Raw genomic sequence first — 20,646 nt, 5'->3', positions numbered from 1 at the left:
GTATTGTCGGAAGCGAAACGCCTGCCGCCGAATCGTTCGGCGGCAGGCGTTTTTCATGACGGCGCTCGCACCGCCGGCATGCGGATCATGCACTGAGCACGATCACCGAACAGCGGCGCTCCTCGAGCAGGCGGTGCGAGACGGCACCGAAGTTCAGGCGATCGCCGAAACGCGGCTGCACGCCGAGTACCAGCAGATTGTGTTTGCCGTGGTGAATCTGGTGCAGCACGGCGTCGTCGACCTTGCCGCCCGCGAGCAGACGCGTGCGCAGTTTCACGCCGTTTCGCTTGGCGAGCGCGTGCAGATTCTCGAGCATGGCCGCCTCCGCGGCGTCCGGGCGCAACACGCGAGGCCGCCAGCGCCGATGCAGCATGCCCGGCGCCACTCGCGCCGAGACGTGCAGGGCGGTCACCGGTGCGTTGGCGGCTCGCGCCAGCGTGATGGCGAGTTCGGCGGCATGCCGTGAGTCGTCCGTGCCCGAAACCGGCACGAGGATATTAAGCGGCGCATCGGGCTTGCGCGCGTGGTCGCCGTGGGCGAGCACGATGCCGATGGCACCGTCGAACGCCTTGGTGAGGGGCAGCACGCCCTTGGGCAACGGCAATGGCGGAACGTCGGAATCCGACTCCGACGCCTGCCCCGGCGTGTCGAATCCGGTGATGACGAAGCCGTAACCCTTGGCGATTTCGTCCGAGATGCGTGCGGCTTCGTGGCTGAGGTCCGGCTGTGCCGCCGCCTCCTCGCGCACCGCGTCCGACGGGTCGCTCGCGACGAATTCACCGGTCTCGCTGGCCTCGCTCACGCGCTTGTCGTCATGCGCTTCGCCAACAGGTTCGTGTTTCGGCACGTCTGTCGACTTGCCACGGCGGCTGGCGTCGCCAGCGTTCTCGTCGCCGGCCTGGCCGTCGTCGCTTTCCTTGACGGGGCCGTGGGGCAGGTCCGGCGTCTTCGGCGGCGCCTTGCCGGTGCGCTCGCGTAGCACGAGGCGAGCGGCCTCGCGCGACGGATTGGTGCCGGTGTCGTCCTTGACGCCGGGGGTCCCCGGTGCGCGGGGGATAGCGATTTGCGCAGCGGCCAATGCGATGTCGTAGGCGTCACGACCGGCGCCTTCCTCGTCGGCACCGATCGCCGACTTGTCCTTCGCCGGCCGCGCGGGCGAGCGTGCCGGTTCGGCGACTTCACGGGCGGTCCTGCCGCCGTCCGTGGGCGCCGCCGACGGGGCGAGCACTGTGGTGAGCGTGCCGCGAACCCCGGCCGTCAGTCCGGCGATCCAGGCGGCGAAGCGCCCATTGGCGCTGCCGTCGACGGCGACGAGAATGCGCTCGACATTCGGCAGGAAGTCCTTTTCCTCGGCCGCCTCCTTCTCGAGTCGTGCCTTCTCCTGCGCCGAGAGTGGAATGCGCACCAGCGCGCGTCGCAGCACCGGCGGCATGATGAGGGTGGTGATGAGCGCCATGATGACGATCATCGTGAACAGATCCTGGCTGAGCACGCCGAGCGACAGGCCGATGCTTGCCACGATGATCTCGGTCGAGCCGCGCGCGTTCATGCCGGTGGCCAACGCGAGTGCCTCGGCCGAGGACATCCCGCCAAGGCGCCCGCCCGCAAAGCAGCCGGTGAACTTGCCGACGCTCGCGATCAGGATCAGGCCCGCAACGAGCCCGAGCATGCGCCAATCGAGCAGAATCGTCAGGTCGACGGACAGCCCCGCCACGCCGAAGAAAACCGGGGCGAACAGGGCGACGATCAGACCGCGCAACTGTGCTTCGATCTGCTCGGAGAGAATGGGGGACTGCCCGATCATCACGCCGGCCATGAATGCGCCGAGCGCGGTATGCACGCCGAGCCGGTCGGTGGCAAGCGCGAGCACGAAGGTGATCACGAGAATCGCGCTGAGTACCGGCATCTCGATGGTGAAACGGTCGTTCGTCCAGCGAATCGCCACGGCCACCGCGCGCTTGCCGACGGTGAAGCACAGCACGATGAACAACAGTGTGCCGCCCAGGCTGAACGCCAGGTGCCCGAGGTCGATCGTGCCGCTCGCGCCCAGGCTGGCAATGACCGCGATGATGATCCACCCGGTGGTGTCGTCCAGAATGGCCGCCGCGAGAATGATCTGCCCGATGTTGCGGCGCAGGTAGTCGACCTCGCGGATGACCATCGCCACGACCTTGACCGAAGAGATCGAGAGCGCGGTGCCGAGGAACAGCGATGTGACGAGACGGGCCTCGGGGTGCGGCAGCAAGCTGTCGGGCAGATGCCAGCCGAGTGCGAAGCCGCAGGCGAACGGAATCACCATGCCGCCCGCCGAGGCGAAAATCGCCATGCGCTTCATGCGCCGGACCAGCCCCAGATCGGTCTCGAGCCCGGTGGAGAGCAGCAGCAACAGCACGCCCAGCTCGGAGACGGCATCGAGCATCTTCTTCTGGGTATCGCTGTCGGGAAAGACGGCATGCTGCCAGGCGGGCAGCAGCGCACCGAAGATCGACGGGCCGAGCAATACGCCGGCGAGCAACTGTCCCATGACCGCCGGCTGGCGCAGGCGCTGCATGAGCTCGCCGAGCAAGCGGCCGACGAGAACGAGCAACAGCAGTTGGGTGAAGAAAATTGCCGTGCCGTGGCTTGCGTGCATGTGCCTCCTTGCGTGTCGTGAACCCCGCCGGCGACCTGCGATCGGAGCGGGAACCCGGAGCGCCGAAGCGCGTCCGTAACGATTTGCCCAGTTTTGCGATTACCATGCTTCAAGCTGACGGCCGTTTGCCATGCGTTTTTCCATGGGTAACGGCTGCCGTCCACGCAATTTACCACGCTCGACAGACCCTATGATCGATACCAATCTCGCCAGTTTCGACGCCGACGTACTGGCCGTCTCGCATCAGGTGCCCGTGCTGGCCGACTTCTGGGCGCCTTGGTGCGGCCCATGCAATGTGCTCGGGCCGTTGCTCGAAAAGCTCGAGGCCGAAGCGCAGGGCCGTATCCGTCTCGTGAAGATCAATGCCGACGAGAACGCGCAGCTTTGCGCGGAATACGGTGTGCGCAGCCTGCCGACGGTGGTGGCCTTTGTCGACGGCGAACCCGTCGACCAGTTCGTCGGGGCGCTGCCGGAAGGGCAGCTTCGCGAGTTCATCGACCGCATCGTGCCGAACCCGGCCGACATGGCGCGTCGTGTGGCGCGCGACGCGTTGGCCGAGGGCAGGCCGGAGGTGGCGCGCGACGCCTTGCAGGCGGCGCTGGCGCTCGACCCTGCGCACGACGACGTGCGTCTCGATCTGGTCGACGTGCTGCTCGGCATGGGCGACGCGGGCGCCGCGCGCGCCGAGCTCGCATTGCTCTCGCCGCGCACGGCTGCGAGCGGCGACGCCCGGATTGCCGCACTCGGCACGCGCATCGCGGCGGCCGAGCAGGCCAGCCATCTGCCACCCGCGCCGGAGCTGCTCGCGCGGGTGCAAAGCGAGCCGGACAACCTCCAGGCGCGGCTCGATCTCGCAAATCGTTATCTGGCCGATCGTGCGTACGAACCGGCATTGCAGGCACTGCTCGATCTGGTGCGGCGCGATCGCTCGTTCGGTGACGACGCGGCACGCAAGTCGATGTTGGCCATCTTCGATGCGCTCGCCGAGACGGATCCGGCCACGGTGTCGGCGTGGCGGCGCAAGCTGAGCGCCGCGCTCAACTGATGTGCCCGGCGTTTCGACGTCTGGCGCTCCCGTGCTTCGCACTTCGTCACTTCGCGTATTGGGTACACAGATGACTGCACCTTCGCTTATCACTTTCGCTCCCGCGCAGGCGGGGGAAGCCATCTTCGATCATCCGGCCGAGGCGCGCCGCGTGCGCGGCAATCCGCAGCGTATGACGCGGCCGTTCTATACCGACGCGCTCGGCGAATTCGATTGCGGCGAATGGACGTGCGAGCCCGGTGCCTGGCGCATCGCGTTCGGCGCGCATCGCCAGGAGTTCTTCTCGGTGATCGAAGGCCGGATTCGTATCAGCGATCTCGATGGCAACGCGTCGGAATTCGGCCCGGGCGACGCCTGTGTGATCCCGGCCGGCTTCGAGGGCGTGTTCGAGGTGCTCGAACCGGTGCGCAAGCACTTCGTGATGTTCGAGCGCAAGGCGGCCGCATGACGCGCCTCATCTTTTTCTGCGGCCATGCCGGGGCGGGAAAGACCACGCTCGCCAAGCGTCTGATCCGTCCCCTCATCTCGCGCAGCGGCGAGGCGTTCTGCCTGCTCGACAAGGATACCCTGTACGGCGCCTACAGCGCCGCTGTCATGGGGGCGCTCACCGGCAATCCGAACGACCGCGACAGCCCGCTCTACCTGGAGACCCTGCGCGAGCCGGAATACGCCGGTTTGCTGGAGACCGCCCGAGAGAACTTGCGACTCGGTGTGAACGTGCTCGTCGTGGGGCCGCTCTCGCGCGAACTGCGCGAAGGGCTGCTGTTCGACCGCGGCTGGCTTGGCGTGGACGATGACGTGGGCGTGCACGTGGTGTGGGTCGATCTTGACGAGGCGCGCGCGAAGGCCCGCATCGAAAGCCGGGGCAATCCGAACGACGCCTACAAGCTCGAGCATTGGGAGGAGTATCGTTTGCGGCGCTTTCTCCCCCCGGCAGCGGCATTTCCCGGCCTGGTTCGTTTCGACAACACCGCACCCTCGCCGGAAGACGACGAGCAGTTGTTGCAGTCGCTGTTGGCGCACACGCGTTGATCGCCGCTGCTGTGCGGCCGGTGTCATACGCAAAGTGGGTTGGTCGGGAATTGTCCGAAAAGTCGCGCGTGGCGTGCGGGCGGGTGAGCCGACATTGCTAAGGTGTGGGCACTTTCCCCTTCAGGTGTCTGCGTCGACCATGTCCCTGCCGCCTTGTCTGCTTTTCCTCTCGTCTTTTCTCTCTCTCGTCTCCGGTTCGTCGAGCCATTTGTGTCGCGTTGTACGTATTGCGAACGTGCCTCGCTTTGCGAGTCTTAGGCGGCGCCTGTTGGCTGCGGGGCTGGCCGCGGTCGCGCTGACGGCACACGCCGGTGAGCCAACGCTGCCGGGAATGCCGAGGTTGTCCCATCCGCCCGAGGAGATAGCGGTGCAATGGCCTGCGCAGACGTCAGGGCCGGATGCTTCCGCCGACAGCCCGACCCTGTCGCGCATCGCACAGCGCGAACGCATCGTGCTGGGGTTTCGCCAGACGGCGGTGCCTTTCTCGTATGTGGACGCGCACGACGCCCCGACCGGGCTCGCATGGGCACTTTGCGCACGCGTCGTGGCCGCCTTGCAGCGTTCGTTGAATCTGCCCACGTTGCGTATCACGCCGGTACGCGTGATCGAGCAGATGCGTGCACCGATGGTCAAGGGCGAGGCGATCGACATCGACTGCGCGCCGTCGACGGTCACGGCCGAGCGTTCCCGGCAGGTGGCGTTCAGCCTGCCGTACTATGCCAGCGACGTTCGGCTGCTGGTGCGCCGGGGCAGCGGCATCGACGGCATCGCGCAGCTTCGCGGGCTGCGTCTCGCGGTGGTGCAGGGCACGACAGCCGAACGACTCGTGCGCGCGCGGCACGCCCAGTCCGGGTTCCAACTGTTGATGGCGCGCGATTACGACGACGCATTTCGCATGCTCGGCGCGCACCGCGCCCAGGCGCTGGCTCTGGACGAGGTGTTGCTCGAAGGCTTGCGCGCGACGAGCAAGACGCCGGGCGCGTTCGAGATCGTCGGGTCGCCGCTCGCCGACCAGCCTGAACGTTACGCGCTGGTGCTCCCGAACGACGACCCCGTTTTCAAGGCACATGTCGATGCCGCGCTCGCAGAGCTGTTTCGCAGCGGCGACATGGCGCATCTGCAAAAGACCTGGCTTCAGACCCGCGTACCGCCGCACGGTCACGAGCTCCATGTGGAACCGTCGGAGGACGTACTCGCGCTCTGGCAGGAGGGCGGTGATCTCGTCGAGTAATGGCCCGGCAGGTGCACATAAGCTAATGACAAACGCGTCTTTGCTTCGCATCAGCGATATCTGTAAATTCCTATCGTGCTGTCATTTCGATAGGAATTTGCTGTGAACGGTTTCAACGAAGTCAACAACTGGAAGGCTGCACCCAAACGCCTCGCCGCGGGCGTGTCGTTCTCGATCGCCGCTTTGGGCATCGCTTTGGGTGCCATGTCGGCAGCCTCGGCAGCCACGCCGGCCAACCCCGCCAAAGCGAACGCGTCAGTGGTGCCGCTGCCCTCGGTGAACGGCGAGCTGACCGGCACCCTCAAGAAAATTCACGATACCGGCCTGATCACGCTTGGCTATCGCGAAGCGGCGATTCCGTTTGCCTACGTTACCGACAAGGGCAAGCCGGTCGGGTACGCGATGGACCTTTGCCATGCGGTGGTCGATGCGGTGAAGTCGGCGCTCCACATGCCGAATCTGCGCGTGCGCGAGATGTCGATCACGCCGCAGAACCGAATTCCGCTCGTCAAGAACGGCACGGTCGATCTGGACTGCGCACCGAACACCATCACGCCGGAGCGTGCCGAGCAGGTCGGCTTCAGCCATCCCTACTACGTGTCGGAAGTGCGGTTGCTGGTCAACACGAAAGACAACATCCGTTCGCTGGAAGACCTCAAGGGGCAGAACCTCGTGGCGTCGGCCGGCTCGACTGGCGAGCGCCTGGCGCGCATGCAGGCCGACAAGATCGGCTACCGCGTGATTCCGGCCCGCGACCATGGCGAGTCGATGCTCACGCTCGAGACGGGGCGTGCCAAGGCGTTCGCGCTCGACGACGTGCTCCTCGCGGGGTTCCGCGCCAACGCACGCGACCCGGGGGCGCTCGCCATCGTGGGGGCGCCGCTGGAGACGGAGCTCAACGCGCTGATCCTGCGTCGCGACGATCCGCAGTTCAAGCGCTTTGTCGACACCACGCTCGCGCATCTGTTCAGCTCGGGCGAAATTCGCCGGATTCAGCGTACGTGGTTCCAGCAACCGATCCCGCCGCGCAACGTGAATCTGAATCTCGAACCGAGCAAGGAAGTCCTCGAGGTCTGGCGCCAGGGGGCGCAAGTGAGCGAGTAACGTCCGATGGACGTCGGTTCGACGCCGGTTCGACGCCGGTTAGAGGCCGGTTAGAGGCCGGTTAGAGGCCGGTTAGCGGCCGGTTAGCGGCCGACCGGTGCGAGCCTCGCTCGCCCCCCGAGTCAGTCCGGGCCGAAGCCCGCCGATAGCGATATCGGCGGGCTTTTTGTCGTCTGCCCGTGTTTACTCGCTGTTTACACCTCCTTTCCCCCTTTTGTCCCCTTCTTTACGCGCCGATCCGTATCGTTCAGGGCACGGTCGGCATGCGCATGCAAGGGCGCGTCGCGCCAGTGGTGTGCCGGCCGCCACACGAAAGGGAATTGTCATGGACTGGATATATCTCGGCGTCCTGGGGGTGTTCGTCGCCACGACCGTCGGCTTTGTCGCGTTTTGCGCGTCGGTAGGGGGCAAGCAATGACAGCCATGTACTGGCTGAGCGGCGGACTGACGCTTGCGCTGCTCGCTTATCTCATCTACGCGCTGTTCAAGCCGGAGGACCTCGCATGACGCTCAACGCATGGATTCAGCTCGGCGTGTTCCTCGCCGCGCTGCTGGTGCTGGCGCGTCCGCTCGGCCGTTTCATGGCCGACGTGCTTGCCGGCGAATCGCGCGTGAACCGCTGGTTCGCGCCGCTCGAGCGCACACTCTATCGACTGTGCGGAATCGATCCCGACAAGGAAATGCACTGGCGGGCCTACGCCGTGGCGCTGCTCGGCTTCAACGCGCTTGGCGCGCTCGCCGTGTATGCGCTGCAGCGATGGCAGGTCTGGCTGCCGCTCAACCCGCAAGGGTTTGGCGCGGTCACGCCCGACTCGTCGCTGAACACTGCCGTGAGTTTCGTGGCCAACACGAACTGGCAGGGGTACGCTGGCGAGTCGACGATGAGCTATCTCACGCAGATGCTTGGCCTGGCGGTGCAGAACTTCCTGTCGGCAGCCACGGGCATTGCGGTCGTCATCGCCCTGATTCGCGGGTTTGCGCGTCATACGGCGCAGACCATCGGTAATTTCTGGGTCGACATGACGCGCATCACGCTCTACATCCTGATGCCGCTGTGCGTGGTGTTGGCCGCCGCGTTGATGAGCCAGGGCGTGATTCAGAACTTTGACGCCTACAAGGACGTCACGACGCTTCAGGTCACTCACTACGACAACCCGGTGCTCGGCGCCGACGGCCAGCCGAAGACCGATGCCGCGGGCAAGCCGGTGACGGTGCCGGCGCTCACGCACACGCAAACCCTGCCGATGGGCCCGGTGGCTTCGCAGGAAGCGATCAAGATGCTCGGCACCAACGGGGGCGGCTTTTTCAACGCGAACTCGGCGCACCCCTACGAGAACCCGACGCCGTTGTCGAACTTCCTCGAGATCCTCGCCATCTTCCTGATTCCGGCCGCGCTTTGCCACACGTTCGGGCGCATGGTCGGCGACCGTCGCCAGGGGCTGGCGATTCTCGCAGCCATGACCATCGCCTTCTCGATCGCGGCGGTGGCGACCGTGTCGGCCGAACAGGCGGGCAATCCGGTGCTCGCTCCGCTCGGTGTCGATCAGCAGGCCAGCGCCACCCAGCCGGGCGGCAACATGGAAGGCAAGGAAACGCGCTTCGGTATTGTTGCATCGGGCATTTTCGCCACGGTCACGACGGCAGCGTCGTGCGGCGCGGTCAACGCCATGCACGATTCGCTCACGCCGCTGGGCGGCCTCGTGCCGATGCTGCTGATGCAACTCGGCGAAGTGATCTTCGGCGGGGTGGGCTCGGGCCTGTACGGCATGCTCGTCTTCGCCATGCTCGCGGTCTTCGTGGCGGGTCTCATGATCGGCCGCACCCCGGAGTACCTGGGCAAGAAGATCGAGGCGTTCGAGATGAAGATGGTGGCCGTGGCCGTGCTCATGACGCCGCTGCTCGTGCTGTGCGGCACCGCGCTCGCCGTGCTCTTGCCGATGGGGCAGGCGGGTGTGGCGAACCCGGCAACGCATGGCTTCTCGGAAATTCTCTACGCCTACAGCTCGGCCGCGAACAACAACGGCAGCGCGTTCGCCGGTCTGTCGGCCAACACGCCGTTCTACAACACCACGCTCGCCATAGCGATGTGGTTCGGCAGGTTCTGGGTGATCGTGCCGGTCCTGGCGATTGCCGGCGGGCTGGCTCGCAAGAAGCGTATCGCCGCAACGTCGGGCACGTTGCCCACGCATGGACCGCTGTTTGTCGTGCTGCTGCTCGGCACGGTGCTGCTGGTGGGCGCGCTCACCTACGTGCCGGCGCTTGCGCTGGGTCCGGTCGCCGAACATCTGGCGATGATCGGTGCGCATTGAATATTGAAGCGAGGCATTCGAGGCACTCATGAATCAAACCTCAGGAAATACCGTCACCCGGCCGGTGGGCGAAGGGCATGCGTCGGCCGTGAAGTCGATGTTCGATCCCGCGATTGTCACCCCGGCCATCGTCGACGCGTTGCGCAAGCTGCATCCGCTCACTCAGGCGAAGAACCCGGTGATGTTCGTGGTCTACGTCGGCAGTCTGCTCACGACCGTGCTCTTCGGCATGGCCCTCGCGGGCCACGCCGAGACGCGCGCGGCGTTCATCCTCGCCATCGCGCTGTGGCTGTGGTTCACGGTCTTGTTCGCGAACTTTGCCGAAGCGCTGGCCGAGGGGCGCAGCAAGGCGCAGGCGGCATCGCTGCGACAGGCCAAGAAGAATGTGCCGGCCAAGCAATTGCGCGCCGCGCGCCGCGATGCCCCGTGCCTGGTGATCGACGGCGCGAGCCTGCGCCGCGGCGACTTTGTGCTCGTCGAGGCCGGCGACGTGGTGCCGGCCGACGGCGAAGTGATCGAAGGCGTGGCTTCGGTCGACGAATCGGCGATCACCGGCGAATCCGCACCGGTCATTCGCGAGTCGGGCGGCGACTTCTCGGCTGTGACCGGCGGCACGCGCGTACTCTCCGACTGGATCGTCATGAAGGTGACGGTCAATCCCGGCGAGGCGTTTCTCGATCGCATGATCGCGATGGTGGAAGGGGCCAAGCGCAAGAAAACGCCGAACGAAATCGCGCTCACGATCCTGCTCGTCGCGCTTACGCTGGTGCTGCTGCTCGCCACGGCCACGCTGCTGCCTTACTCGATCTACAGCGTACTCGTCACGCACGCCGGGCAGCCGGTGACGATCACTGTCCTCGTGGCATTGCTGGTCTGCCTGATCCCGACGACCATCGGCGGGTTGCTCTCGGCGATCGGGGTGGCGGGCATGAGCCGCATGATGCAGGCCAACGTGATTGCCACGTCCGGGCGCGCTGTCGAGGCCGCGGGCGACGTGGACGTGCTGTTGCTCGACAAAACCGGCACGATCACGCTCGGCAATCGTCAGGCCTCGCAATTCGTGCCCGCGCCGGGCGTGGACGAGCGCGCGCTGGCCGATGCCGCACAGCTCGCGTCGCTCGCCGACGAGACGCCGGAAGGCCGCAGCATCGCGGTGCTTGCCAAGCAGCGCTTCAATCTGCGCGAGCGCGAGATGAGCGGTCTGCATGCGTCGTTCATCCCGTTCTCCGCCCAAACGCGCATGAGCGGCGTTGACCTGACCGACCGGCAGATTCGCAAGGGCGCGGCCGACGCCGTCAAGCGCTATGTGGAAGCGGCCGGCGGCGTGTGGCCTTCGGTGCTGGCCACGGCGGTCGACGACATCGCGCGCCGTGGCAGTACGCCTCTGGTGGTGGCCGAACAGGACCCGCAGGGCACGCGCGTCCTCGGCGTGATCGAACTGAAGGACGTGGTCAAGGGCGGTATCAAGGAGCGTTTTGCCGAACTGCGTCAAATGGGTATCACGACGCTCATGGTGACGGGCGACAACCGTCTCACGGCCGCTGCCATCGCGGCCGAAGCGGGCGTCGACGACTTCCTCGCGGAAGCCACGCCGGAAGCGAAGCTCGAGACGATTCGCAAATACCAGGCAGAGGGCAAGCTGGTGGCCATGACGGGCGACGGCACGAACGATGCGCCGGCCCTCGCGCAGGCCGACGTGGCCGTGGCGATGAACTCGGGAACGCAGGCGGCAAAGGAAGCCGGCAACATGGTCGATCTGGACTCGAACCCGACCAAGCTCATCGAGATTGTCGAGATCGGCAAGCAGATGCTCATGACGCGCGGCAGTCTGACCACGTTCTCGATCGCCAACGATGTGGCGAAGTACTTCGCGATCATTCCGGCCGCGTTCGCCACGACGTATCCGCAGCTCGACGCGCTGAACGTGATGCGACTTGCGAGCCCGTCGTCGGCCATCCTGTCCGCGGTGATCTTCAACGCGCTCATCATCGTGGTGCTGATTCCGCTCGCGCTCAAGGGCGTGAGATACCGTCCGCTCGGCGCCGCGACGCTACTGCGCCGCAACCTCGTGATCTACGGTCTGGGCGGGATTCTGGTGCCGTTCGTCGGCATCAAGGCGATCGACCTGCTCATCGCCGCGATGGGCTGGGCCTGATCTCGCAGCGCCCGGGCACGCGGTGCCCGGGCCACTTGCTCATACTTCAAGGAATCGATGTCATGAAAACCCTCTTGCGACCGATGTTGAGCCTGTTCGTGGTGCTCTCGGTCATCACGGGTCTGGTGTATCCGCTGGTCGTCACCGGTATCGGGCGCGCGGCGTTCTCGCACGAAGCGGCCGGCAGCCTCGTCTTCGACGGGCGCGGGAAGGCCGTGGGCTCGTCGCTGATCGGCCAGAATTTCGACGCGCCGAATTACTTCTGGGGACGCCTCTCGGCCACGGCGCCCAACCCGGACAATGGCACGGCATCCGGCGGCTCGAACTATGGTCCGCTCAATCCGGCACTGGCCGACGCCGTCAAGGCGCGCATCGCCGCGCTGCGCGACGCCGATCCCGACGCCACGTTGCCGGTGCCCGCCGATCTGGTGACGGCGTCGGCAAGCGGGCTCGACCCGGACATCAGCCCGGCCGCCGCCGCGTACCAGATCGCGCGTGTGGCCAAGGCCCGTAACATGGCGCCGGAAGCCGTGCAGGCACTCGTGGCGCGTCACACGTCGGGTCGCCAGTGGGGAATTTTCGGAGAGCCCCGGGTGAATGTTCTGAGACTCAACATGGCGTTGGACGAGTCCGCGCGAGGCGGCGTCCGATAAGCGCGCCGACGGCGGCCGTGGACGGGGAATCGCTGGTTTTGCCCGGTCGCCTGCGGTAGATTGGCGGTGCGCCTTTTGCGCGCCGCCTTTTACGTCATCGGGCGACCGGTGATGTTGTCCGGGTTGGGCGGCACGGGCGGGTGACGTGGGCGCCCCGCGGGCCATCCCGTCTCAATCGGGCGCCGGGAGGACGAACCTCTCGGCTGGCGCATTTTCACTGGAACGATTCGATGGCAGGCATGGAACGCCCCGATCCCGACGAATTACTCGACAAGCTGCATCGCGACGAAGCGCGCGAGCAGCGCGGGCGTCTGAAGATTTTCTTCGGTGCGTCGGCTGGCGTCGGCAAGACATTCGCGATGTTGCAGGCCGCGCGCAAGCTACGCGAGGAGGGCACCGACGTCGTGGTCGGCGTGCTCGAGACACACGGCCGCGAAGAAACGGCGAGTTTGCTTGAAGACCTCGAAGTGTTGCCGCAGCAGTCGGTCGAGTATCGTGGCCGGGTGTTGCGCGAGTTCGACCTCGACGGCATGCTCGCGCGCAAGCCTGCCGTGGCATTGATCGACGAACTGGCGCACACGAACGTGCCTGGCGGCCGACACCCGAAGCGCTGGCAGGACGTGCAGGAGTTGCTGGGGGCTGGCATCGACGTGTACACCACGCTCAACGTGCAGCACCTGGAACGGCTCAACGACGTGGTCGGACAGATCACCGGCATCCGCGTGTGGGAGACGGTGCCGGATCGCGTGTTCGATCTGGCCGACGAGGTGAAGCTGGTCGATCTGCCGCCTGACGAGTTGCTCGAGCGCATGCGCGAGGGCAAGGTGTACCTGCCGGCGCAGGCGGAGCGGGCCGTGCGCAACTTCTTCCGCAAGGGCAATCTGATCGCGTTGCGCGAGCTGGCGCTGCGCCGCACCGCGGACCGGGTGGACGCGCAGATGCGCGAGTACCGTGCGGATCAGTCGATCGGGCATGTCTGGCAGGCGCGCGAGCGACTGCTTGTCGCGATCGGCCCGGGCCCGGAAGGGGTGACCCTTGTGCGTGCCGCGGCGCGGCTGGCGGCGAGTCTGCGCGCCGACTGGTTGGCCGTGCATGTGGAGACCCCCGCCATTCTGAAGCAATCGCCCGAGCGTCGGGAAGGGACGTACGCGACGCTCAAGCTCGCCCAGGAACTCGGCGCAGAGACGCTGACGCTCGACGGCGCGCACGCGGCGGCCACACTGCTTGCCTACGCGCAGATGCGCAATGTCTCGAAGCTGGTCGTCGGCGCGAGCGGCGCGCGGCGCTGGTGGACGGCGCACACGCCGTTGCACGAGCAACTGGTGCGGCTCGCGCGCGGCGTGGAAGTCGTGCTGATTGCCCCGGCGGCGGGCGATGCCTCGGCGGACAGGCGCGTGGTGCGCGGCGATTGGCGCGACTGGGTCGATACGGCGGTGCCGGAGCTCGGGATCGTCGGTGGGCCGTGGCGTGCCTACGCGTGGGCGGCCGCCGTGTGCGGCGCGGTGTCGCTCGCTGCCGCTGAGCTCACCTCGTTCCTCGATCTCGCCAACATTGCCATGCTGTATCTGCTCGGCGTGATCGCGGTCGCTATGCGACTGGGGCGTGGGCCGGGAGTCTTGGCGTCGTTCCTGTCGGTGGTGGCGTTCGACTTCTTCTTCGTGCCGCCGAAGATGTCGCTCTCGGTCTCCGACACGCAGTACCTGCTCACGTTCGCCGTCATGCTCACGGTAGCGCTCGTCATCAGTCACCTGACGACGAGTCTGCGATTTCAGGCGCGACTGGCCACCTGGCGCGAACGACGGACGGGCGCGGTGTACGCGATGGCGCGCGAACTGGCGGCGGCGCTCACGACGACGCAGATTCTGGAGATCGGGGCGCGCCACGTGCGCGAGGTGTTTCAGGCGCGCGTGGCCCTGTTGCTGCCGGACAGTCAGGGCAGCGTGCGTCAGCCCGTGGAGAATGTGCAGGTCGAGACGATGCCCGCGCATATCGATACGGATGTCGCGCAATGGGTCTACGACCGTCAGCAGGCCGCGGGCCGCGGCACCGATACGCTGCCCGCGTCGGATGCTTACTACCTGCCGCTGCGCGCCCCGATGCGCACGCGCGGCGTACTCGTGGTTGCCGCGCAGCCGAACGCGGACGGCGCGCTCGGCTCACCGGAGCAGCATCGTTTGCTCGACACGTTCGCGGCGCAGATCGCGCTGGCGCTCGAGCGCGTGCATTACGTGGAGATTGCCCAGGATGCGCTGGTGACGATGGAGTCGGAGCGGCTGCGCAATTCACTGCTGTCGGCGATCTCGCACGATCTGCGCACGCCGCTGACCTCGATCGTCGGCTTCGCGAGCATGCTCTGCCGCAATGCGCAAACGCCGGGGCCGCTGCGCGCCGAGCTCGTCGATGCCATCCACGAGGAAGCGCAGCGCATGACCGGGCTGGTGACCAACCTGCTCGATATGGCGAAGTTGCAGGCCGGTGGCGTGCAACTCAATCGTCAGTGGCAAATGCTCGAGGAGGTTGTGGGTACGTCGCTGAGGGCCTGTCGCCGAGTGCTGGCCGCACACGCGGTCACCACCCGGTTGCCGGCCGACCTGCCGCTGCTTCGCTTCGATGCGGTGCTGCTCGAGCGATTGTTCGCAAACCTGCTGGAGAACGCTGCCAAGTATTCGCCGCCCGGTTCGCACATCGAGATCGCCGCGCGCGTGCGGGGCGACATGGTGGAGGTGAGCGTGAGTGACGACGGCCCGGGGCTGCCTGCCGGCACGGAGGGCCGCATCTTCGAGAAATTCATGCGGGGGGAGAAAGAGTCGTCGAAGCCCGGCATCGGACTCGGACTGGCGATCTGTCGCGCCATCGTTGAGGCGCACGGCGGTAGAATCCACGCTGACAACGTGCCACAGGGGCACGGTGCGCGCTTCACCTTCACGCTGCCGGTCGAGACCCCGCCTGAGGCTCCCCTTGGCCCGCTTGCACCGCTGGCACCACTGGCGGCGATGCGGGGCGATGCGGCGCTCCCCGGGCAGGACGACGACCGTGCATCGCCGAGTGGGCGTGAGGGCCTCGACGAGGACGCCGCCGGCCATCACGATGACGCGCATCCGACACGCGAGCCAGGCACCAACGCGACACGAGAACATGAGTGAACCGACCGTCACCATCGTGGTGATCGAAGACGAAAGACAAATTCGCCGATTTCTGCGCACTTCGCTCGAAGCCGAAGGCATGATCGTTCACGAGGCGGAGGCCGGGCGGCAGGGCATGGTCGAGGCGGCCACGCGCAAGCCCGATCTGCTGATCGTGGATCTGGGCCTGCCGGATATCGACGGCGTGGAAGTCATTCGCGAAGTGCGAAGCTGGACGGACATGCCGATCATCGTGCTGTCCGCCCGCAACGAGGAAGCGGAGAAGGTCGTGGCGCTCGATGTGGGTGCCGACGACTATCTGACCAAGCCGTTCGGCGTGTCGGAGCTGCTCGCGCGGATTCGCGCGCAGTTGCGGCGTCATCATCGCGGTGGCAACGCTGAAACGCTCGACGAGGCGTTCTCGTTCGGCGAGATCAGCGTCGATCTGGCGCGCCGCAAGGTCACCCGGGCCGGCGAGGCCGTGCATCTCACCCCGATCGAGTACCGCCTGCTCGTCACGCTCGTGCGCCACGCCGGGCGTGTGCTCACGCACCGCCAACTGCTCAAGGAGGTGTGGGGGCCGTCTCACGTCGAGAGCAATCACTATCTGCGCATTTACATGGGACATCTGCGCCAGAAGCTCGAGGCCGATCCGGCCCAGCCGAAGCATATCCTCACGGAGACCGGCGTGGGCTATCGGCTAGAGGTCGACGCGACGAGTTGAGTTCGGGGCGGTACGGCGCGGGCGAAAACCCCTGTCGGCGACAGGGCGTCACTCGGGATGTCGTCGCCTTTGATAGAATCGCGCAGTTCCATCCGAAGCGCTCGGCTGTTGCCTCCGCCCCGGTTGACGCACTCCGGTGCGCTCCAGTGTGTTTCGGCGGGTGTCGACGCATTGCATGTTCGGTCGGCGCGTTCGCCCAAGGCGGCGCCGGACGCTGCGGCGTCGCAATACCGGGTGCGTGCCATTTTCTTCGATATCCGATGGAACCCTTGTCGGGACGACCCGACAAGCGGCGCATGTTTTCCGGGGACGACCCCGACCATTGCATCGGAGTTCGTCATGGCCTGGATTATTCTCGTTGTCGCCGGTTTGCTTGAAGTGGCCTGGGCCGTTGGCCTCAAGTACACCGAAGGTTTTTCCCGCCTTATCCCTTCCGTTTTCACGATCGCCTCGATGGTCGGCAGCGTCTGGCTGCTTGCGCTGGCGGTGCGCTCGTTGCCGTTGGGTACGGCCTATGCGATCTGGACCGGCATCGGCGCGGTCGGCGCTTTCGTGCTCGGTATCGTGTTGTTCGGCGAGTCCGCATCCGCTGCGCGCATTGCCAGCGTGACCCTGATTCTCGCGGGCCTCGTGGGTTTGAAACTCACGGCGGCCTGAGCGCCTGAGCGCCTGAGCCCCTGAGCCGCGATCGTGCCCCGGGCCACGCCGGACGTGGTGGTTTCCCCACGTTTTCCGTGGCCGGTGGTGCGTTCACGCCACGCGCGGCATAATGGCGCGGTAACGGTCGGAAAACCCGCTGAGCGCGCGTTTGTCAGGTCGTTTCCGCGTCGGCGGTAGGAGGCGCGTGATCGTGCGACGCCGTCATGCCGGCGGCAGCGAGGTCACCATGCTTGAATCGATTGCGCTGGGCGCAGGGCTGTCTTGGGGCAGCGGCCTGCGGTTGTATCTCACGGTGTTCTGCGCGGGAATGGCTGCGCGTCTGGGTTGGCTGCATCTGCCGCCGTCGCTCGAAGTGCTGGCGTCGACGTGGGTGATCGCCTCCGCGGGTGTGCTGGCGGCCATCGAGTTCTTCGCCGACAAAATCCCCTTCGTCGACAGTGCCTGGGATGCGATTCACACGTTCATCCGCATTCCGGCGGGGATCGTGCTGGGCGCGGCCGCCCTCGGACAGATGGACCCGGCGGTCACGGTGCTGGCCGGTCTGGCCGGCGGCGCGCTCGCCGGCACGGCGCATCTGGCCAAGGCGGGCAGCCGGGCGCTGATCAATACGTCGCCGGAACCATTCTCCAACGTTGCGGCCTCAGCTGGCGAAGATGTCTCCACGGTGGGCGGGCTGGCGCTGGCATTCTTTCTTCCCGCCGTTTTTCTCGTGATGCTGCTGGTCTTCGTGGTGCTCGCCTGGTGGTGGTTGCCGAGGGTCTGGCGGGGTTGGCGCTCATTGCTGGCGCGGGTCAAAGGATTGAGGAACGATGGGGTTCACTGAGGTTGCCCGCCAGGCATGGCGGATGTTCCTGCGCGACTGGCGCGCGGGGGAATTGCATCTGCTTCTCGTGGCGCTGCTGCTGGCGGTCGGAGCGCTCTCCAGTGTGGGTTTTCTCGCGGATCGGATGCAGGGCGGGCTCGAGCGCGACGCGCGTCAGATGCTCGCCGCCGATCTCGTCGTGCGCAGCGATGCCCCGTTGTCCGCCGAATTCGACCGGCAGGCGAAGGCAGACGGCCTGACCACGGCCGTCGTCGCCAACTTTCCCAGCATGGCCAGTGCGACTGGCGGGAGCGGTGGAAGCGGCCAGGTCAGCGCAAGCCGTTTGTCGTCGCTCAAGGCCGTCAGCGGGGGCTACCCGCTGCGCGGCCGGGTGCGCACCGCCCCCGACGCCGGTGTCGATACGCCGGATGCGCCCGCCGCCGACATTCCCGCCCCCGGTACGGTCTGGGTCGATTCGGCCCTGCTGGACGCCCTGCATGTCAAGCCCGGCGACTCGATCCGCGTGGGCAACCGCACGCTGCGCATCGCGGCCGTCATCACCCGGGAAATGGATCGCGGCTACGGCTTTGGGTCGCTGGCGCCGCGCGTGATGATGCGCTTCGACGAATTGCCGTCCACCGGACTGGTGCAGTTCGGTAGCCGGATTACCTATCGCTTGCTGGTCGCCGGGGCCGATGCGCAGGTTGGCAAGTTCGCCGCGTGGGCGCGTGCGGCGGCCGGGCGGGCGCGCGGCGTGCACATCGAATCGCTGGAAGACGGCCAGCCGCAGGTGCGGCAGACACTCGATCGCGCCGAGCGCTTCCTGTCACTGGTGGCGCTGCTCGCCGCGGTACTCGCCGCCGTGGCCGTCGGCATCGCGTCGCGCCGCTATAGCGAGCGTCATCTCGACGCGTGCGCGGTCATGCGTTGTCTCGGGTTGTCGCGTCGCGCCCTGCGCGGCATGGTCACGCTCGAATTCGTCGGCCTTGGCCTCATCGGCGGCATGCTCGGGGTGGGACTCGGTTATCTCGCGCATTGGGTGCTGATCGCGCAACTTGGCAATGTCATCCCCGCCGGGCTGCCGGCGCCGACATGGCGTCCCGCCGCGTTCGGGCTGGCCAGCGCGATGGTGATGCTGCTGGGCTTTGCACTGCCGCCGCTGCTGCCGCTGTCCGAGGTCCCGCCGCTGCACGTGTTGCGCCGCGATGTCGTCGGGGGGGCGCGCCGTCAGGGGTGGCTCGCCTATGGTGCAAGTGCGCTGGCCTTCGGGGCGCTGCTGTTGTTCGCTGCGCGGGATCTGCGTCTTGGTGCGATGGTCGCCGGAGGTTTTGTGCTTGGGGCGCTAGTCTTCGGGGTGCTTGCGTGGCTGGCGATCCGTGTGCTGGCGGCGTGGGCGCGTGCCCGCCGCGGGGCCGGTGGCGCGATGGGCGGCATCGGATGGCGTTACGCGGTGGCCGGCCTGCGTCGTCGCGGACTCGGCAGCGCGCTGCAGGTGGTGGCGTTGGGCCTCGGATTGATGGCGCTGCTGCTCCTGGCGGTCACGCGCAACGACCTGGTGGCCGGTTGGCGTCAGTCGAGCCCGCCGGACGCACCGAACCGATTTGTCATCGACATTCAACCCGGACAGGACGCGGCGGTCCTCGCGCAGTTGCGCGCCGCGGGGCTGCCGGACGTACAGCTCTCGCCAATGATTCGCGCGCGCCTGACGGCCGTCAACGGCAAGCCGGTGACGGGCGAGCGTTACACGGAGGAGCGCGCGCGGCGTCTCGCCGAACGCGAATTCAATCTCTCGTACACGGCGGCATTGCCCGATGGCAATCGCATTACGTCCGGGCAGTGGTACGGAAATTCGACGACGCCGCAAGTCTCGATGGAAGAGGGCATTGCGAAGACATTGGGCCTGAAGCTCGGCGACACGTTGCGCTTCGAGGTGACGGGGCAGACCATCGATGCGCCGATCACGAGTCTGCGCAAGCTTGACTGGGGATCGATGCGTGTGAATTTCTTCGTGGTCATGCCGCCGGCCGCGCTGCGCGAATTCCCGACGACCTGGATCACCTCGTTCCATCTCGGGCCGCGTCAGCAGCCGATCGCGGACGCGCTGGTGCGTCAGTTTCCGAACGTGACGGTCATCGATACGGGCGCGTTGCTTGCGCAGATTCAGCAGATTCTGGCCCAGGTGATCGACGCCGTGCAGGCGCTGTTCCTCTTCACGCTCGCGGCGGGCGTACTGGTCCTGTATGCGGCGCTGGCCGGCACCCGCGACGAGCGCATGCGCGAGAGTGGCATCCTGCGCGCGTTGGGGGCATCGTCGCGACAATTGCGCGACGTGCACCTGGCGGAACTCGTGACGGTCGGTGCGCTGGCAGGCCTGCTGGCCGCATTCGGCGCGGGAGCGCTCGGATGGGCGCTGGCGCGTTACGTCTTCGAATTCGCGCTGACCTTCAATCCGTGGCTGCCGGTGCTCGGCGTGGGCGCGGGCGTGCTGTGTGCGCTGATCGGCGGATGGAGCGGCCTGCGTGCGGTGCTGCGCCAATCGGCGCTTCGTACGCTACGGGACGTTTGATTACCGCGCCGGCACGATCTGGGGGCGGTCCGGATGCAGGCTGGAAGCCGATTGACGGCGGATCGGAAGCGGGCCGGATCTCCCGTCCGGGCGCGGCAACCTGTCGCGCCCCAGAGGCGTGGCACGCCCGACGGGCCTGGGGCACAATAACGTTCATGACGAACGAAAACACCCCGCAAACTTCCCCGGCGGACGACGATGCGCAGGACACGCCTGCACAGCCGACCGCCTTTTCCCTGCTCGGCGGCGAAGACCGCGTGCGCGAGCTCGTCGACCGTTTTTACGACCTGATGGATCTGGAGTCCGAGTTCGCAGGCATTCGCAGCCTGCATCCGGAATCGTTGGGCGACTCGCGCGACAAGCTGTTCTGGTTCCTGTGCGGCTGGCTGGGCGGCCCGAACCACTATATCGAGCGCTTCGGTCACCCGATGCTGCGCGCCCGCCATTTGCCGTTCCCGATTGCCACGAGCGAGCGCGACCAGTGGCTGCGGTGCATGGCCTGGGCGATGCAGGACATCGGTGTCGAAGGGTCGTTGCAGGAACGCCTGATGCAGGCGTTCCACGGCACCGCCGACTGGATGCGCAACCGCAACGGATAATCGCCGTCGATC

16 protein-coding genes are annotated in these 20,646 nt (G+C 66.7%); 15 read left to right on the top strand and 1 reads right to left on the bottom strand.

The genetic code is table 11. The annotated features are described in order from the left end of the window. Positions 1-85: 85 nt before the first annotated feature. Entirely contained in the window at positions 86-2,632 is a 2,547-nt protein-coding gene (locus W930_RS30410) for a cation:proton antiporter (protein ID WP_023871653.1), read from the bottom strand. A gap of 193 nt (positions 2,633-2,825) precedes the next feature. Between W930_RS30410 and trxA the strand changes: the two genes are divergently transcribed. The 15 genes from trxA to W930_RS0108410 all read left to right on the top strand — a co-directional run bounded on the left by trxA (position 2,826) and on the right by W930_RS0108410 (position 20,634). After that, complete coding sequence (gene trxA, locus W930_RS0108485) at positions 2,826-3,677, top strand: thioredoxin (protein ID WP_023871652.1); 852 nt, start codon at positions 2,826-2,828, stop codon at positions 3,675-3,677. Between the two features lie 70 nt (positions 3,678-3,747). Further along, complete coding sequence (locus W930_RS0108480) at positions 3,748-4,125, top strand: cupin domain-containing protein (protein ID WP_023871651.1); 378 nt, start codon at positions 3,748-3,750, stop codon at positions 4,123-4,125. Next, the gene (locus W930_RS0108475) at positions 4,122-4,709 is read left to right on the top strand and encodes an AAA family ATPase (RefSeq protein WP_023595436.1); all 588 of its coding nucleotides are present in this window, start codon (positions 4,122-4,124) and stop codon (positions 4,707-4,709) included. The genes W930_RS0108480 and W930_RS0108475 overlap by 4 nt, the downstream gene beginning before the upstream one ends. Before the next feature lie 367 nt (positions 4,710-5,076). Continuing rightward, the gene (locus tag W930_RS26675; protein WP_023595437.1) at positions 5,077-5,940 is read left to right on the top strand and encodes an amino acid ABC transporter substrate-binding protein; all 864 of its coding nucleotides are present in this window, start codon (positions 5,077-5,079) and stop codon (positions 5,938-5,940) included. A gap of 102 nt (positions 5,941-6,042) precedes the next feature. Next, entirely contained in the window at positions 6,043-7,044 is a 1,002-nt protein-coding gene (locus tag W930_RS0108465) for an amino acid ABC transporter substrate-binding protein (protein ID WP_023595438.1), read from the top strand. A 414-nt stretch (positions 7,045-7,458) separates the two neighbouring features. Beyond that, entirely contained in the window at positions 7,459-7,551 is a 93-nt protein-coding gene (gene kdpF / locus W930_RS29530) for a K(+)-transporting ATPase subunit F (RefSeq protein ID WP_063504882.1), read from the top strand. After that, complete coding sequence (gene kdpA / locus W930_RS0108450; protein ID WP_023595440.1) at positions 7,548-9,353, top strand: potassium-transporting ATPase subunit KdpA; 1,806 nt, start codon at positions 7,548-7,550, stop codon at positions 9,351-9,353. Before kdpF ends, kdpA begins: the two co-directional genes overlap by 4 nt. Before the next feature lie 28 nt (positions 9,354-9,381). Next, positions 9,382-11,508 carry a potassium-transporting ATPase subunit KdpB gene (gene kdpB / locus W930_RS0108445; protein ID WP_048806383.1) on the top strand — a complete coding sequence of 709 codons (2,127 nt, stop codon included), beginning with the start codon at positions 9,382-9,384 and terminating at the stop codon, positions 11,506-11,508. A 62-nt stretch (positions 11,509-11,570) separates the two neighbouring features. Then, on the top strand, positions 11,571-12,161 hold the full coding sequence (gene kdpC, locus W930_RS0108440; protein ID WP_023871648.1) for a potassium-transporting ATPase subunit KdpC: 591 nt from the start codon (positions 11,571-11,573) through the stop codon (positions 12,159-12,161). Positions 12,162-12,400: 239 nt separating this feature from the next. Then, positions 12,401-15,304, top strand: a complete 2,904-nt coding sequence (locus W930_RS26670; RefSeq protein ID WP_023871647.1) for a sensor histidine kinase KdpD — start codon at positions 12,401-12,403, stop codon at positions 15,302-15,304. Further along, positions 15,297-16,007: a two-component system response regulator KdpE gene (gene kdpE, locus W930_RS0108430; RefSeq protein WP_023595444.1), complete on the top strand. Its 711-nt coding sequence runs from the start codon at positions 15,297-15,299 to the stop codon at positions 16,005-16,007. The genes W930_RS26670 and kdpE overlap by 8 nt, the downstream gene beginning before the upstream one ends. A gap of 339 nt (positions 16,008-16,346) precedes the next feature. After that, positions 16,347-16,664, top strand: a complete 318-nt coding sequence (gene sugE, locus W930_RS0108425) for a quaternary ammonium compound efflux SMR transporter SugE (RefSeq protein WP_023871646.1) — start codon at positions 16,347-16,349, stop codon at positions 16,662-16,664. A 229-nt stretch (positions 16,665-16,893) separates the two neighbouring features. After that, on the top strand, positions 16,894-17,490 hold the full coding sequence (locus W930_RS0108420; RefSeq protein WP_023871645.1) for a DUF4126 domain-containing protein: 597 nt from the start codon (positions 16,894-16,896) through the stop codon (positions 17,488-17,490). Then, positions 17,477-20,035 carry an ABC transporter permease gene (locus tag W930_RS0108415; RefSeq protein WP_023595447.1) on the top strand — a complete coding sequence of 853 codons (2,559 nt, stop codon included), beginning with the start codon at positions 17,477-17,479 and terminating at the stop codon, positions 20,033-20,035. Before W930_RS0108420 ends, W930_RS0108415 begins: the two co-directional genes overlap by 14 nt. A 155-nt stretch (positions 20,036-20,190) precedes the next feature. Further along, on the top strand, positions 20,191-20,634 hold the full coding sequence (locus W930_RS0108410) for a group II truncated hemoglobin (RefSeq protein ID WP_023595448.1): 444 nt from the start codon (positions 20,191-20,193) through the stop codon (positions 20,632-20,634). The last annotated feature ends 12 nt before the right edge of the window (positions 20,635-20,646 follow it).

This window comes from Pandoraea sp. E26, assembly GCF_000681415.1.
Taxonomy (GTDB): domain Bacteria; phylum Pseudomonadota; class Gammaproteobacteria; order Burkholderiales; family Burkholderiaceae; genus Pandoraea; species Pandoraea pnomenusa.
The sequence above is the reverse complement of the archived record's forward strand: the minus strand, read 5'-3'. Positions and strand labels throughout refer to the sequence as shown.